The sequence below is a fragment of the Kitasatospora sp. NPDC059973 genome, assembly GCF_042737525.1.
Classification (GTDB): domain Bacteria; phylum Actinomycetota; class Actinomycetes; order Streptomycetales; family Streptomycetaceae; genus Kitasatospora.
In genome coordinates, this window is sequence record NZ_JBHWUI010000188.1 from 1 (window position 1) to 14834 (window position 14834).

At 74.9% G+C, this 14834-nt stretch carries 14 protein-coding genes; 9 read left to right on the forward strand and 5 right to left on the reverse strand.

Annotated elements, in window-relative coordinates; genetic code table 11:
• Positions 1–21 precede the first annotated feature (21 nt).
• Positions 22–1128, reverse strand: a complete 1107-nt coding sequence (locus ACFWA9_RS33595) for a hypothetical protein (protein WP_380392367.1) — start codon at positions 1126–1128, stop codon at positions 22–24.
• A 577-nt stretch (positions 1129–1705) separates the two neighbouring features.
• Between ACFWA9_RS33595 and ACFWA9_RS33600 the strand changes: the two genes are divergently transcribed.
• The 7 genes from ACFWA9_RS33600 to ACFWA9_RS33630 all read left to right on the forward strand — a co-directional run bounded on the left by ACFWA9_RS33600 (position 1706) and on the right by ACFWA9_RS33630 (position 8760).
• Entirely contained in the window at positions 1706–2032 is a 327-nt protein-coding gene (locus ACFWA9_RS33600) for a carboxymuconolactone decarboxylase family protein (protein WP_380392370.1), read from the forward strand.
• A gap of 172 nt (positions 2033–2204) precedes the next feature.
• On the forward strand, positions 2205–3530 hold the full coding sequence (locus ACFWA9_RS33605; RefSeq protein WP_380392373.1) for a diacylglycerol/lipid kinase family protein: 1326 nt from the start codon (positions 2205–2207) through the stop codon (positions 3528–3530).
• Between the two features lie 660 nt (positions 3531–4190).
• Positions 4191–5759: an ATP-binding protein gene (locus tag ACFWA9_RS33610; RefSeq protein WP_329485728.1), complete on the forward strand. Its 1569-nt coding sequence runs from the start codon at positions 4191–4193 to the stop codon at positions 5757–5759.
• On the forward strand, positions 5756–6163 hold the full coding sequence (locus tag ACFWA9_RS33615) for a roadblock/LC7 domain-containing protein (RefSeq protein ID WP_329485730.1): 408 nt from the start codon (positions 5756–5758) through the stop codon (positions 6161–6163). The genes ACFWA9_RS33610 and ACFWA9_RS33615 overlap by 4 nt, the downstream gene beginning before the upstream one ends.
• Positions 6160–6519, forward strand: coding sequence for a DUF742 domain-containing protein (locus ACFWA9_RS33620; RefSeq protein WP_380392377.1), 360 nt, complete (start codon positions 6160–6162; stop codon positions 6517–6519). Before ACFWA9_RS33615 ends, ACFWA9_RS33620 begins: the two co-directional genes overlap by 4 nt.
• A complete protein-coding gene (locus ACFWA9_RS33625; protein ID WP_329485733.1) occupies positions 6500–7108 on the forward strand; it encodes an ATP/GTP-binding protein in 609 nt (202 codons plus the stop codon). Before ACFWA9_RS33620 ends, ACFWA9_RS33625 begins: the two co-directional genes overlap by 20 nt.
• Positions 7109–7233: 125 nt before the next feature.
• Positions 7234–8760, forward strand: coding sequence for a cytochrome P450 (locus ACFWA9_RS33630; protein ID WP_380392381.1), 1527 nt, complete (start codon positions 7234–7236; stop codon positions 8758–8760).
• A 108-nt stretch (positions 8761–8868) separates the two neighbouring features.
• Here ACFWA9_RS33630 and ACFWA9_RS33635 read toward each other — a convergent pair whose 3' ends face one another.
• The 4 genes from ACFWA9_RS33635 to ACFWA9_RS33650 all read right to left on the reverse strand — a co-directional run bounded on the left by ACFWA9_RS33635 (position 8869) and on the right by ACFWA9_RS33650 (position 12816).
• Entirely contained in the window at positions 8869–9348 is a 480-nt protein-coding gene (locus tag ACFWA9_RS33635; RefSeq protein ID WP_352287814.1) for a hypothetical protein, read from the reverse strand.
• Positions 9349–9462: 114 nt separating this feature from the next.
• Positions 9463–9879 carry a VOC family protein gene (locus ACFWA9_RS33640; protein ID WP_329485738.1) on the reverse strand — a complete coding sequence of 139 codons (417 nt, stop codon included), beginning with the start codon at positions 9877–9879 and terminating at the stop codon, positions 9463–9465.
• A 10-nt stretch (positions 9880–9889) separates the two neighbouring features.
• Complete coding sequence (locus ACFWA9_RS33645; protein ID WP_380392394.1) at positions 9890–10264, reverse strand: helix-turn-helix transcriptional regulator; 375 nt, start codon at positions 10262–10264, stop codon at positions 9890–9892.
• A gap of 152 nt (positions 10265–10416) precedes the next feature.
• Positions 10417–12816 carry an ATP-binding cassette domain-containing protein gene (locus ACFWA9_RS33650; protein WP_380392385.1) on the reverse strand — a complete coding sequence of 800 codons (2400 nt, stop codon included), beginning with the start codon at positions 12814–12816 and terminating at the stop codon, positions 10417–10419.
• A gap of 376 nt (positions 12817–13192) precedes the next feature.
• Between ACFWA9_RS33650 and ACFWA9_RS33655 the strand changes: the two genes are divergently transcribed.
• Both ACFWA9_RS33655 and ACFWA9_RS33660 read left to right on the forward strand, forming a co-directional pair.
• A complete protein-coding gene (locus ACFWA9_RS33655; RefSeq protein ID WP_380392388.1) occupies positions 13193–14002 on the forward strand; it encodes an SDR family NAD(P)-dependent oxidoreductase in 810 nt (269 codons plus the stop codon).
• Positions 14003–14397: 395 nt separating this feature from the next.
• Positions 14398–14697, forward strand: coding sequence for a WhiB family transcriptional regulator (locus ACFWA9_RS33660; protein ID WP_380392391.1), 300 nt, complete (start codon positions 14398–14400; stop codon positions 14695–14697).
• Positions 14698–14834: the final 137 nt, after the last annotated feature.

Consider the following 14834-nt stretch of genomic DNA (forward strand, 5'->3'; position numbering starts at 1 on the left):
CGGGGCCCCCCCCCCCGGCGGTCAGAACGCCGAGGTGTAGGCGGTGAGGAACGGCGCCGACACCGGCGATCCGGCGGCGTTGAAGCAGATCGTGTAGAGCTTCACCGTGCCGGCGCTGCGGGCCCACGGCAGGGCCAGCCCGCACCAGCCCGGGCCGGGGCCGTACGCCGTGGCGTGCGCGGTGTCCGAGGGGACGGCCACTCCGGGCAGGGTGATGGTGAACGGGACCGAACCGGCCAGCGTGTTGGTCGCGCCGCTGGAGTTGAAGTTCGTCGCCGCGGGGACCCCGCCGTTGAACCAGAGGTAGCCGAACGACTTCGGCGGGAACGCCGGCCCGTGCAGGGCGCGCTTGAGGGAGTAGCTCAGCGTCCACCGGGTGTCGTACGGCGCGCCCGCCGCGTCGAAGCAGCTGACCACCACGGTCTGACCGGACGCCGCCGGCGCCCAGTCGGCCACCTTGCAGCGCGCGCCCTGGACCGCGTCGACCGCGGTGACCTCGATGTTCCCGGCAGCGGTGGACAGGCCCAGACCGGGCAGCCAGGCCTTCCAGATCCCGGTCGAGCCGTGACTCACCGTGTTGACCGCGCCGGCGGAGTTGTACTGCGCGAGCACCGCCCCGGAGATGTCCGAGAAGGTGTAGCCGTAAGAGCCGCCGGCCGGCGACGGGGTCCCGCTGCTGGTGGTGTAGAGCACGGTGAACAGCGTGTTGTCCGGGGCGCCGCCCGGCCGGTAGCAGTTCACCGCGACGTCCTGCCCGGTGCCCGCCGTGGACCAGCCCTTGATCTGGCACCAGTTGCCGGTACGGCCGACGGCGGTGGCGTGGGCGATGCCGCCCGGGCCGGCGATGAACGGGAAGTGCACGAGGTACGAGCCGACCGCGAGCTGGTCGACCTTGACGGGGTTGCTCGCCGGGGAGGGCCAGCTGCCCCACTGCCGGGTGGGGTCGGGGACGTACCCGGCGGGCGGGGTCGGGTTGTCGAGGAACGCGAAGCCCCAGCGGTCCGGCACGGCGGCCCGGGCGGGGCCGGCCGCCGGCAGGGCGACCGCCACCACGGCGGCCAGCATGGCCAGAACGAGCAGGACGGCGCGGACGGGTCTGAACGACGGCGCGACAGTGCGGGCATGCATGGGCGTACTCCCTGGGTGGTGAGGAGGGGTGTGCGGCCTGCGTCGGTGCAGCCTGCGCTACGAGCCCGCTCCCGGTCCCCGGGGCGGGCCGTGGCCGAGTGGGACGCACCGGTGCCCGGAGAGTCCGGTGGTGTCCGACGTCGGCCGACGCTGTCGGGGTCAGGCCGACGGCGCCTCACATCGTAGGAGCGCACCGGCCGCAGGCCCAGGCCTCTGGCATGTCCCGGAGGGCGGTTGTCGGCCGTTCGCCGGACCGCCCCACCCGCCCCGGCGGCGCCCGCCGGACGCTCCGCCCCCACCGGCCGGTGGCCACCGGCACCCGGGACCTCACGGCCGGTCGGCCGCCCCAGCCGTACCGCGCCACCGGCGCCGCGGCGGTGTCCGGAACCCCGCCCGGTGGGGCGGGCGGGGCCCGTACGGCGGGCCGGCGCGCCCGGCCCCGGACGCCCCGCCCGTCGCGGAGTGCGACCGCCACCCATCCGGCCTATGGTCGGTGTACGGGGGCACGGCAGGACGAGCGGTCCGCTGCTCCCGGAGACGACGTGCCGGCCCCTCCCGGCGAAGGAGATGGCCCGGTATGACCAGCGCGTCCGAAACCCCCGTGCTCGACACCCTGGCCGCCATGACGCTCGACTCGGTCGAGCGGTGCGGCCTCCCGGTGGACACCTTCCTCCTCACCCGGATCGCGGCGCTCGTCGCGATGGACGCACCACCGATGTCCTACCTGGCACACATCGGCGCCGCCGACGGAGCCGAGCTGACGGCCGCACAGCTCCAGGACGTGCTGGTCGCCATCGCGCCGATCGTGGGCACCGCCCGCGTGATGTCGGCGGCCGGGCACATCGCGGAGGCCCTCGGCATGGCCATCGCGGTGGCCGAGACCGACATCGCGGCGGCCGGCTGACACCCTTCCCTCCACCGGCGGGCGGCGTGCCGCGAGGCCGGCGGCCGCCGCGGCCACCCGAACCGGGTGGCCGGTCGACACCGTCCGGGCAACCGGCGACCGGACGCCTCGCGCCCGGGCGCGCCGGGAGCGTCGTGCCCGGTGCCGGGCGAAGACCGAGGAGACGCGCAGCATGGCGTCCCGTTCCCTCCTGAGTGCCCGCTGGTCCGCCCGGGCGGCCCTGGCCTGTGTGCTGGGCGCGGTGGCCGTGCTGGTGGGCACGGTCGGCGCCGGCGGCATCCTGGTGCTCGCCGTCGGGCTGGCCGGGCTGGCGCTCACGGCGGCCGGGACGTGGTGGGTGGTCTCCCACCACGGGGTCGTCCGGCTGGCGGGCGCCCTGCTCGTGGTCGCGGCGCCCGCGGCCGTCGTGGTGGGCTATGCCTGGGCCGGGCTCTGGCCGGCGGCGCTGGCCGCGCTCGCCCTGTGGGCGGTCGCCGCGGCGTTCGCGCGGTCGGCGCTGCGCGCGGCCCGGCCCTTCCACGGCATGCGGGCGGTGGCCCGCGCACTCCCCCGGCACCCCGTGCTGATCATGAACCCGAGGTCCGGCGGCGGCAAGGTCGACCGGTTCGCCCTGGTGGAGCGGGCCGAGGCCCTGGGCGCCCGGGTCGTCCTGCTGGACACCACGACCCACGTGGACGTCGCCGAACTCGCCCGCCGGGCCGTCGCGGAGGGCGCGGACCTGCTCGGCGTGGCCGGCGGCGACGGCACCCAGGCCACGGTGGCCGAGGTCGCCGCCGAGCACGACCTGCCGTTCCTGGTGATCTCGGCGGGGACGCGCAACCACTTCGCCATGGACCTCGGCCTGGACCGCGACGACCCCGCCCGCTGCCTGGACGCGCTGACCGACGGGGTGGAGCTGCGGGTCGACCTGGGCACCGTGGGCGGCCGGGCCTTCGTCAACACGGCCTCGTTCGGCGCCTACGCCGAGATCGTGCAGACCCCGCAGTACCGCGACGCCAAGGCCGGCTCGGCCCTCAGCGCCCTCCCCGACCTCCTCCTCGGCCACTCCGGGCACGCCCTGGAGGCGGTGCTGGCGGACGGCACCCGGCTGACGGGACAGCAGGCGCTGCTGGTCAGCAACAACCCGTACGCGGCTCCCGAACCGACCGTGGTGGGCAACCGCCGGCCGCGGCTGGACCGGGCGACGCTGGGGGTGGTGGGGATCCGGGTGGGCAACGCGTCGCAGGCCGCCGCCGTGGCGCTGCGGGGCAGCCGGGCGGCGGGCCTGCGCGTCCTGACCGCGCCCCGGGTGGTGGTCGACGCCGATGCCGGGCAAATCTCGGTCGCCGTGGACGGGGAGGCGCTGCGGCTCCCGACCCCGGTCACCTGCGCCGTCCGGCCCGGTGCGCTGCGGGTGCTGGTGCCGCGCGACCGCCCGGGGGCCCCGCCGGCCCGGCCCGCCATGGACTGGCGCGAGGTCGCGGCCCTCGCCCTGGGCCGCCGCCCCCGGTCGGAGTGACGGAGCGCCTGGAGACGGGGCCCGCGGCGGTGGGGCGCGTCAGAGCGCCCGCGCGCCGGTCGCGGACTTCGACCGCCCTGCGCGGGTTCCGGTCGCGCCGGGCCCACCGGACCGGCGCGCCGTCGAGCACCGGCAGCGTACGCCGGTCCGCCCGGACCGTCCGGGGAACACCGCTTCGGGGGAACGGCCTTGACTGTTCACCGGGGCCGGCGTCCACCGCACATCACCTGCCGAAGTCCTCCGCACGGCCCGACGAAGGCCCGCCGCAGACCTCGGCTTAGCACGAACTCGCCACGCTGCGGGGGGATTTCCCGGGGATACCCCTCACATGAGCGAACCCCGCCCCGGCCACGGTACGACGGGCCCGGGACAGGGCAAGTCTGGTGCCTGTGCTCAGCCGGCCGGCCCGGTCCGGCCGGCGTCCGGGTTCCGCGGAACGTGCGACAGAGCCACACCGAATCGGCTATAAAACACTGTTACTGATCTTTCGTCAGGAATGTCCCGGAGTTCCGGTTGTCCCGACCCCGGGCCGGGTCCCGGCGCGCACCCTTCGCGCCGGGGCCGCCCGGCCGGGTGCGGGCGCCGGTCCGCCCACGGTCCGGCGCCGCCGGAGCCGGCCCCGCCCACTCTCCCCACTCCTTCGAGCGCTTGAGGATGCTGATGCTTCGTGCTGGATCGTCACCCGGAGGCCGACGCCCGGCTCCCGTTCTCGTGTGGCTGGTGCCCACGGTCGTGACGGCGGGCGCCGCTGTCGTCGCCGCGCTGGTGGTCTCCACCGGCGCCCGCGCGGGGGTCCTCTGGTCCGGAGCGGTGGGCACCGCGGCGGTGGCGGTGGTGGCGGCCGAGACGGCCCGCCGGGGCCGCGCCCTCGCCGCCCTGCGCGAACGGTTCGCCCTCCAGGAGAACGAGCTGCGCCGCCGGCTGGCCCGGCAGGAGGCCGAGACCCTCCGGCTCGCCCAGACGACCATGCCCGAGGCGATCGCCCGGCTCCGGCGCGGCACCTCGACCGACGAGATCGTGCGGTCGTACGAGCCCCAGGACACCGGCACCGGACCGCAGTTCCACGCCGCCCGGCTGGCGGTGCTGCGCAGCATCCTGGAGATCGTCGACACCGAGGAGGGCATGCGCGAGGCCACCCAGCGGGCCTTCGTCAACATCGCCCGCCGCGTTCAGGCGATCGTGCACCGGCAGGCCCAGGAACTGCGCCAGATGGAGGACCGGCACGGCAACGACCCGGCGGTCTTCGAGGACCTGCTGCGCCTGGACCACGGCAACGCCCTGATCGGCCGCCTCGCCGACAGCATCGCCGTCCTCGGCGGCGCCCGCCCCGGCCGCCAGTGGCGCAGGGCGGTCCCGCTGTACAGCGTGCTGCGCGGTGGCATGTCGCGCATCCTCGACTACCGCCGGGTGGAACTGCACCCGGTCTCCCAGGTCGCCGTGGTCGGACCGGCCGTCGAGCCGCTCATCCACGCGGTCGCCGAGCTGCTCGACAACGCCACCCGCTACTCCCCGCCGCAGACCAGCGTGCACCTGACCGCCGTCGAGGTGCAGACCGGCATAGCGATCGAGATCGAGGACGGCGGCCTCAGCCTGAGCGAGGAGGGCCGGGCCCGCGCCGAGCGGATGCTCCTGGAGGCGCAGGCCGGCATCGACCTCAACGACCTCGGGGAGACCCCCCGGCTCGGCCTGGCCGTGGTCGGACGGCTCGCGCAGGCCTACGGGTTCCAGATCTCGCTGCGGCCCTCCGCCTACGGCGGGGTGCGCGCGGTGCTGATCGTGCCGCAGGAGCTGATCACCACGGCCCCCGCCACCGGCCGGGCCCACGGCATCGGTGCCGCCGCGAACCCCCTGCCGGCGCCGGACACCGCGCCCCGGCCCTCGGAGCGGACGCGTCCGGTGTCCGTCTCGCGGCCCTGGGGTTCGCGGACCGTCGCCACCGCCTCGCAGCCGTTCCCGGTCGGCGACGACGTGCCGGTGGTGACCGAGCGGACCGCGAACGGCCTGCCCCAGCGCCGCCGCCACGCCGCGCCCTACCGACGGGGCGCGGCCGAATCCCCCCGGATCGCCCCGGCCCCCCGGGCCCCGGAGCCCGCGCCGGCCCCGGCCCAGGCGCCGGCCCAGCCCGGTATGTGGCTGGCCGCGTTCACCGAGGGGGTGAACGGCCACACGCCGTCCACCGACACGGCCGGCCCCACCAGCGAAGAGTCGTCAGGGAAGAGCGAGCAGTGATTCAGCAGCGGAGCAACATGGACTGGATGCTCAAGGATCTGGCGGAGAGCGTCCCGTACACCCGGCACGTCGTCGTCCTCTCCGCCGACGGTCTGCGGATGGCCCAGCACGGCACCGACAACGACACCGCCGACCGGCTCGCCGCGGCCTGCGCCGGCCTGCAGAGCCTCGCCGCCGCGGTCGGGCACGAGTTCCCGCACAGCGACGGCCGGATGCGGCTGGTCGTGATCGAGATGGGCGGCGGCTTCTTCTACCTGATGGCGGCCGGCGCCCGCGCCTACCTCGCCGTGCTCGCCGACGAGGGCGTCGACGCCGGGCTGATGGGCCAGCGGATGCGCGACCTGGTCGCCCGGATCGGCGAGCACCTCACCACACCGGCGCGCAACGGCGGGCAGGTCGCGTGAGTGCGACCGACCAGGACTGGGACGACGGAGAAGCCGAACGCCTCTACGTGATCACGCGCGGCCGCGGCGGACCGGCCGAGCAGACCACGTTCGACCTGGTCACCCTGATCGTCTCCCGGGCGCGGCCGACTCCCTCGATGCAGCCGGAGCACGCGGCGATCCTGCGGATCTGCGGCTCGCCCCTGTCGGTGGCCGAGATCTCCGCCTATCTGCGACTGCCGATGAGCGCGGTCACCGTCCTCCTGGCGGACCTCCTCGCCGAGGAGCTGATCGAGGCCCGGATGCGGGTCCCCCAGGCCATCCTTCCCGAACGCGCCCTGCTGGAGGCGGTGATACATGGACTTCAGAGACTCTGAGACGGCCCTGGGCCCGCAGCGCGCCGACCTCCTGCCGGCCTCGGCCACCACGGCGGTCAAGGTGGTGATCGTGGGGGGCTTCGGGGTCGGCAAGACGACCCTGGTCGGCTCCGTGAGCGAGATCCGTCCGCTGACGACCGAGGAGACGATGACGCAGGCCGGAGCCGACGTCGACGACACGGCCGGGATCGAGCGCAAGACGTCGACCACGGTCGCGATGGACTTCGGCCGGATCAGCATCAACGAGGAACTGGTGCTGTACGTGTTCGGCACCCCCGGGCAGGAGCGGTTCTGGTTCCTCTGGAACGGCCTGTTCGAGGGTGCGCTCGGCGCGGTCGTGCTGGTCGACACCCGTCGGCTCGAAGTCAGCTTCGAGGTCATCGGACGGCTGGAGGACCGCGGCGTGCCGTTCGTCGTCGCGGCCAACACCTTCCCCGAGTCGCCGAGTTACCCCGTCGAGGAGCTGCGGGCGGCGCTCGACCTGCCGCCCGAGGTGCCGATCGTGGACTGCGACGCCCGCACCCGCGAGTCCAGCCGTGACGTGCTCCTCGCCCTGATGCGCTACCTGTACGACCGCCCGGCGCCCTAGGGGGGCACGGCCCGGCCACCGCGCTCCCCGGCCGGTGCCCGGGCCGTGCCCCCGCCGCCCTTCACACTCCCCCGCCCGCGACGGCCGCCTCCGAGTGGCCGCCCCGCCCCGACCCCGGAGACACCGTGACCCCCCCGTTCCCTGAGGACGCCCTGCCCACCCCGCCGCCCGGCTGCCCCGCGCACGGCCTCGCCACCGGCGGTTCCGGTACCGGCGGCCTGGGCGCCGGCGGCCTCCGGCGGCTCTACGGGCCCGAGGCCGAGGCCGACCCGGCGGGCCTGTACGAGAAGCTGCGCGCCGAACACGGCGAGGTGGCACCGGTCCTACTGCACGGCGACCTCCCGGCCTGGCTGATCGTCGGCCACTCCGCGAACCTCATCGCGATGCGCACGCCCTCCCGGTTCTCCCGGGACTCCCGCCGCTGGTCGGCCTTCCAGAACGGGCTGGTCTCCCCGGACTCGCCGCTGATGCCGGTGATCGCCTGGCAGCCGCTCTGCGTGTTCGCCGACGGCGAGGAGCACAAGCGCCTGCGCGGCGCCGTCACCGACGGGCTGAACAGCTTCGACCGGCGCGGGGTGCGGCGCCACGTCACCCGCTTCACCGACCAGCTCGTCCAGGAGTTCGGCCCCACCGGCCGGGCCGAACTGGTCACCCAGTTCGCCGAGCACCTGCCGATGCTCGTGATGACCCAACTGGTCGGCATGCCGGAGGAGTACGGCCCGCACCTGGTCTCCGCCGCCCGCGACCTGATGAAGGGCACCGAGACGGCCATCGCGAGCAACGACTACGTCGTCGCGACGCTGCGCCGGATGATGGAGCGCAAGCGGGTCTCCCCCGGCCCCGACCTGGTGTCCCGGCTGATGCAGCACGAGGCCGGGCTCACCGACGACGAAGTCCTCGAACACCTGCGGGTCGTCCTGCTCGCCGCGAACGAGACGACCGTCAACCTGATCGCGGACACCCTCAAGATGGTCCTCACCGACCAGCGGTTCCGCACCCACCTGTCCGGCGGCCACATGACCCTGGCCGACGCCCTGGACCAGGTGCTCTGGGACGCGGCGCCGATGTCGCTGGTCGCGGGCCGCTGGGCGACCGGCGACACCGAACTCGGCGGGCAGCAGATCAAGGCCGGCGACATGCTCCTGCTCGGCCTCGCGGCCGGCAACTCCGACCCGGCCATCCGCCCCGACCTGGCCACGCCCCTCCACGGGAACCGCTCCCACCTGGCCTTCGGCGCCGGTCCGCACGAGTGCCCCGGCCAGGACATCGGCCGGGCCATCGCCGAGACGGGGATCGACATCCTGCTCACCCGCCTGCCGGACCTCCGCCTCGCGGTCGAGGAGGAGGAGCTGAGCTGGACGTCGGCCTGGATCTCGCGCCACCTGTCCGCCCTGCCCGTCGAGTTCACCCCGAGGACGCCCGAGGGCGAGCGGCGGGCCCCGACCGGCACGCTTCCGCCGCCGCGCAGCGTTCCCTCCACGCCGCCGCCCGCCACGCCGCAGGCCGTCGGGGCACAGGCCACCGCGTCGCAGGCCGTCGGGGTCGAGCCGGCCGGTCCGGCCGTCGCCGAGGACGCGCTCGCCGCCGCCGTCACCGTGCCCCGGCCGCGGCGCTCCTGGTGGGACGCGCTGACCCGGTGGTTCCGGCCCTGAGCCGCTCCGGTCCCTGAGCGGGTCCCGGCTCCGGGCTTCCGGCTCTGAGCCGGGCTCCGCTCCCCGGTCCGGCACAGGCCTCGGTCCGGCCCCGCTCCCCGGTCCGGCTCAGGCCTCGTCCAGGTCGACGGCGGCCGTGCCGTGCAGCACCCGCCCGGCCACCCGTGCCTCCTCCAGGCTCCGGGTGAAGACCTCGATGCGCTCCCGCGGCTCCAGGGACATCAGTCCGGGCGGCCACGTTCCCGGCGGCACCACGAGCACGACGGCCCGGCCGCGCTCCTCGGCCGCCGACTCCCAGCCGGGCGAGACCTCGACCGGGGAGGCGGGCTCCCACACCTGCCGCCCGCCGACCAGGACCAGCCTGGCCAGCAGCGGGCCGCGCACCTCCAGCACCCCGGTGGTGTCCGGCGGGTCCCCCGCCGCCAGCGTGAACCCGCTGTCCACCAGGTTCTCGACGAGTTCGCCGTGCAGCGCGGCGCCGACCTCCACGATCACCTCGGCGAGCGGCGGCCCGTCGGCCGTCTCGCGGATCGCCAGCGCCCACACCATCGGCGCCCGCTGCGGGCCCGTGCCCGCCTCATCGGACATCCGGCCCACCGCCCGCCCGCACGCGGCGCTCCGAGCCGAACGGACCGGCCGGGTGCGGCCGGTGACCTCCCGTCCGGGACGGGGCCGGCGCCCACCGGGCGCGTCCGCCGGGAGTCACCTCGCGAGGGCCTGGGTGAACCGCACCAGGTTGCCGGCCGGATCGCGGAACCCGCAGTCGCGGACGCCGTAGGGCTGGTCCATCGGCTCCTGCAACACCTCCCCGCCGGCCGCGCTGACCCGCTCGAAGGCGGCGTCGCAGTCGTCCGTCGCGAAGATGACACCGCGCAGCAGCCCCTTGGCCATCAGCTCCGCCATGGCCTGCCGGTCCGCCGACGAGGCGTTCGGGTCGGCGAGCGGCGGTTCGAGCACGATGTTCACGTCCGGCTGCGAGGGCGCGCCGACGGTCACCCAGCGCATCCCCTCGAACCCGACGTCGTTGCGCACCTCCAGGCCGAGCACGTCGCGGTAGAAGGCGATCGCCTTGTCGTGGTCGTCGACGGCGATGAAGCACTGCGAGAGCCTGATGTCCATGCCGCCCAGGCTACGACCGGGGGGCGGCGCCCGCTTCTCCGTTCCTGACCGGCCGCGTGTGGATCTTGGCGATGCAGGCCGGGACGGCGGCGCCGCCCTCGTGGTCACGGGCCCGGTAGCTGCTCGGGTTCTCGCCGACCAGCTCGGTGAAGCGGGTGCTGAACGAGCCGAGCGACGTACAGCCGACCGCGAAGCACACCTCGGTCACCGTGAGGTCGCCGCGGCGCAGCAGCGCCTTGGCCCGCTCGATGCGGCGGGTCATCAGGTAGCTGTAGGGCGTCTCGCCGAAGGCGGCGCGGAAGCTGCGGGAGAAGTGGCCCGAGGACATCAGGGCATCCCGGGCCAGGGCGGCGACGTCCAGTGGCTCGGCGTAGTCGCGGTCCATCCGGTCCCGGGCCCGCCGCAGCCGGACGAGGTCGTCGAGCTCTTGCCGCTTCACCCGGCCAGTCTCCCACAGCGCCCCGGACCGGGGCCGGGCGCGGACGCCACCGCCCGCCCGCGCGGACGCCGGGGTCCGCGCGGGCGGGGGCGGCGGGGTCAGGCTCCGACGTAGGCGGCGAGGTGCTCGCCGGTCAGCGTCGAGCGGGCGGCCACCAGCTCGGCCGGGGTGCCCTCGAAGACGATCCGGCCGCCGTTGTGGCCGGCGCCGGGGCCGAGGTCGATGATCCAGTCGGCGTGGGCCATGACCGCCTGGTGGTGCTCGACGACGATGACCGACTTGCCGGCGTCGACGAGCCGGTCGAGCAGGCCGAGCAGCTGTTCGACGTCGGCGAGGTGAAGACCGGCGGTCGGCTCGTCGAGGACGTAGACGCCGCCCTTGTCGGCCATGTGGGTGGCCAGCTTGAGCCGCTGCCGCTCGCCGCCGGAGAGGGTGGTGAGCGGCTGGCCGAGGCTGAGGTAGCCGAGCCCGACGTCGGCCAGCCGGCCGAGGACGGCGTGCGCCGCCGGGGTGCGCGCCTCACCGGCGCCGAAGAACTCCTCCGCCTCCGTCACCGACATCGCGAGCACCTCGCTGATGTCGCGGCCGCCGAGCCGGTACTCCAGCACCGCCGCCTGGAACCGCTTGCCCTCGCACTCCTCGCAGGTGCTGGCGACGCCGGCCATCATCGCGAGGTCGGTGAAGACGACCCCGGCGCCGTTGCAGGTCGGGCAGGCACCCTCGGAGTTGGCGCTGAACAGGGCCGGCTTCACCCCGTTGGCCTTGGCGAACGCCTTGCGGATCGGGTCGAGCAGCCCGGTGTACGTCGCGGGGTTGCTGCGCCGCGAGCCGCGGATCGGGCTCTGGTCGACCGAGACCACACCCTGCTCGGCGCCCAGCGGGCCCTTGACCAGCGAGCCGTGCACGAGCGAGCTCTTGCCGGAGCCGGCGACACCGGTGACCACGGCCAGCACCCCGAGCGGGATGTCGACGTCGACCTCGCGCAGGTTGTTGGCCGTCGCGCCCCGGACCTCCAGCACGCCGGTGGGCTTGCGCACCTCCTCCTTGACGGCGGCCCGGTCGTCGAAGTGGCGGCCGGTGACGGTGCCGCTGGCCCGCAGCCCCTCGACGGTGCCCTCGAAGCAGACGGTGCCGCCCGCCGTGCCGGCGCCCGGGCCGAGGTCGACGATGTGGTCGGCGATCACGATCGTCTCCGGCTTGTGCTCCACCACGAGCACCGTGTTGCCCTTGTCCCGCAGCCGCAGCAGCAGGTCGTTCATCCGCTGGATGTCGTGCGGGTGCAGCCCCGCGGTGGGCTCGTCGAAGACGTAGGTGGTGTCGGTGAGCGAGGAGCCGAGGTGACGGATCATCTTGACCCGCTGGGCCTCGCCGCCGGACAGCGTGCCGGACGCCCGGTCCAGCGCGAGGTAACCCAGACCGATCTCCACGAACGAGTCGAGGGTCTGCTTCAGCGCGGTGAGCAGGGGCGCCACCGACGGCTCCGTGAGGCCGCCGACCCAGACGGCCAGGTCGCTGATCTGCATCGCACAGGCCTCGGCGATGCTGATCCGCCCGATCTTCGACGACCGGGCGCCCTCACTGAGCCGGGTGCCCTCGCACGCGGGGCAGCTGGTGAACGTGACCGCCCGCTCCACGAACGCCCGGATGTGCGGCTGCAGCGATTCCTTGTCCTTGGACAGGAAGGACTTCTGGATCTTGGGGATCAGGCCCTCGTAGGTGAGGTTCACCCCCTCGACCTTCACCTTGGTCGGCTCCCGATAGAGGAAGTCCTGCATCTCCTTCTTGGTGAACTTCCGGATCGGCTTGTTCGGGTCGAGGAAACCGGACTCGGCGTAGACCCGCACCGTCCAGAAGCTGTCCGACTTCCACCCGGGGATGGTGAACGCGCCCTCGGCGAGCGACTTGGAGTCGTCGTAGAGCTGGGTGAGGTCGATGTCGGAGACGCTGCCCCGGCCCTCGCAGCGCGGGCACATGCCGCCGGTGCGCTGGAAGGTCGCCTTCACCGTCTTCTTGTCGCCGCGCTCGACGGTGATGGCCCCGCTGGCCCGGACGGAGGGCACGTTGAAGGCGTAGGCGCTCGGCGGGCCGATGTGCGGCTCGCCCAGCCGGCTGAAGAGGATGCGCAGCATCGCGTTGGCGTCGGTGGCGGTGCCGACCGTGGAGCGGGGGTCGCTGCCCATCCGCTGCTGGTCGACGATGATCGCGGTGGTCAGCCCTTCGAGGACGTCGACCTCGGGCCGTGCCAGCGTCGGCATGAAGCCCTGGACGAAGGCGCTGTAGGTCTCGTTGATCAGCCGCTGCGACTCCGCCGCGATCGTGCCGAACACCAGGGAGCTCTTGCCCGAGCCGGAGACACCGGTGAGCACCGTCAGCCGGCGCTTCGGGATCTCGACGCTGACGTCCTTGAGGTTGTTCACCCGCGCGCCGTGCACGCGGATCACGTCGTGGCTGTCGGCAGCGTGCGGCGCAGTCGGCTGCGCGTCCGTCCTCTTGGCCATGCCTGTCGTCTCTCCATCCGTCGTGCGGGCCGCCCCCGCGGGCTGTGTCGGCGGCACCGGCTCGATCCAACCAGGTCCCACCGACACTCTCGTGTCCCCGGCCGGGCCGGCGGACCTCGCCGATCCGGCCGTGTCGCCCGCGGGGTCGCGGAACCAGGCTAGGCGCGAGCGGGCGGTCGCGGCTTCTCGGATCCTGATCGGTCCGGGTGCCCGCCCGGCGGCCGCCCGGTCGCCTCCGGTCGCCGGTCGCCGGTCGCCGGTCGCGGCCTTCGACCACGGTCCGCGGTCACGGTCCCCGGCACGAGGGGAGCTGACACGGCGTGAGCATAGGATCCGATGGTTCACGGAGCATCGATCCCGGCGGAGGCGCCCACCCATGTCCGATCAGCGCGTTGTCATCGTGACCGGCGGCGGTACCGGCATCGGGGCGGCCACCGCCCGGCTGCTGCGGGCCGAGGGCTGCCGGGTGGTGGTCTCCGGGCGGCGGTCCGAACCGCTGGAGCGGGTGGCCCGGGAGACCGGCGCGCTCGCCCGGGTGTCGGACACCACCGACCCGGACGACGTGCACGCCCTGGTGGAGGAGACCGTCTCCGCCTTCGGCCGGCTGGACGGGGTGGTGCTCAACGCCGGTGTCGGCCGGGGCGGTTCGGTCGGCGACGTCACCCTGGACGACTGGGAGCTGGTGATGCGCACCAACCTCACCGGTCCCTTCCTCGTACTGCGGGCCGCCCTGCCCCACCTGCTGCGGTCGCGGGGATCCGTGGTGGCGGTCTCCTCGGTCTCCGCGCTGCGCAACGGGGTCGGGAACGCGGCCTACGCCACCTCGAAGGCCGCGCTGCTGCAGCTCTGCCGCTCGCTCGCCGTCGACTACGGCCACCGCGGGCTGCGGGCCAACACCGTCTGCCCCAGCTGGGTGCGCACGGAGATGGCCGACCGCCGGATGGCCCGCTTCGCGGACGAGGAGGGGCTGGCCGACCCCGACGCGGCGTACCGGGAGGCGACCCGGCTGACGCCGACCGGCCGGCCGGGCGAGCCCGAGGAGGTGGCCGCGGCGATCGGCTGGCTGCTGTCCCCGGCGGCGAGCTACGTCAACGGCGCGGTCCTCACCGTGGACGGCGGGGTCACCGCCCTCGACCCGGGCACCACGGCCTTCGACTTCCGGCTGGAGCCGCGGCACGGCGCCTGACACCGCCCGGGCTCGTCCGACCGCGCGAGCCGGTCGCCCGGCTGGTCGGCGCTCCGCACGCCCTGTCGAACCCGCCGTCCGGGCACGGGGCCCGCTGCCCGCCCTGCTGCGGCCGCGGGACGCCGCCCTCCCGCTCTGCTCGGGGTCCCGGGGCCCCGGGCCCGGACGACACGATCCGGACGGGGCTCGGCGACCTCGCCGCGCCGCAGCCGGGCGGCGGCCTGCTCCGTCCGGTGCGGGCCGCGGTGGCCGCCCGGGCCGCTCCGGCCTGTCCGGTTCCTGGTGCGACGGGGCACCGGCGGCGAACCCGGCCCGGGACGGCAGGCATGAAACGACCGATCCGGGTCAGACGAGGCACGCACCGCGCCCGTTCGTCGTCGACAAGGAGCCGTAGCGTGAGCGACATCTCCCACCTGCCCGGCACACCGGAGCACCGTTGGAACCGGCCGCAGCACGCCGCGTGCCGGAGCACCGACGGCAGGCGCCTCTTCCAGCGCGTGGGCGCCGCCGACGCGGGCCACGACGAGGCCGAGGAAGCGGCCAAGGCCCTCTGCGGTGACTGCCCGGTGCGGATCGAGTGCCGCCGCCACGCCCTCGCCGCGCGTGAGCCGTTCGGCGTCTGGGGCGGGCTGGGCGCGGAGGAGCGCCACGCCCTCTTCGTCCACGACCGGACGGTCGTCCGCCCGGCCGCCTGACGTCCCGGGCTTCCTACGTTCCCGGACGCCTGACGTCCGGGGCTTCCTGACCTCCCGGGGTCGGTCGCACCGCCGGACGGCTCCGCAGCCCTGGAGCCGGGACCGATCCCCGAGCCCGGCCGGCCGAGGCCATGCCG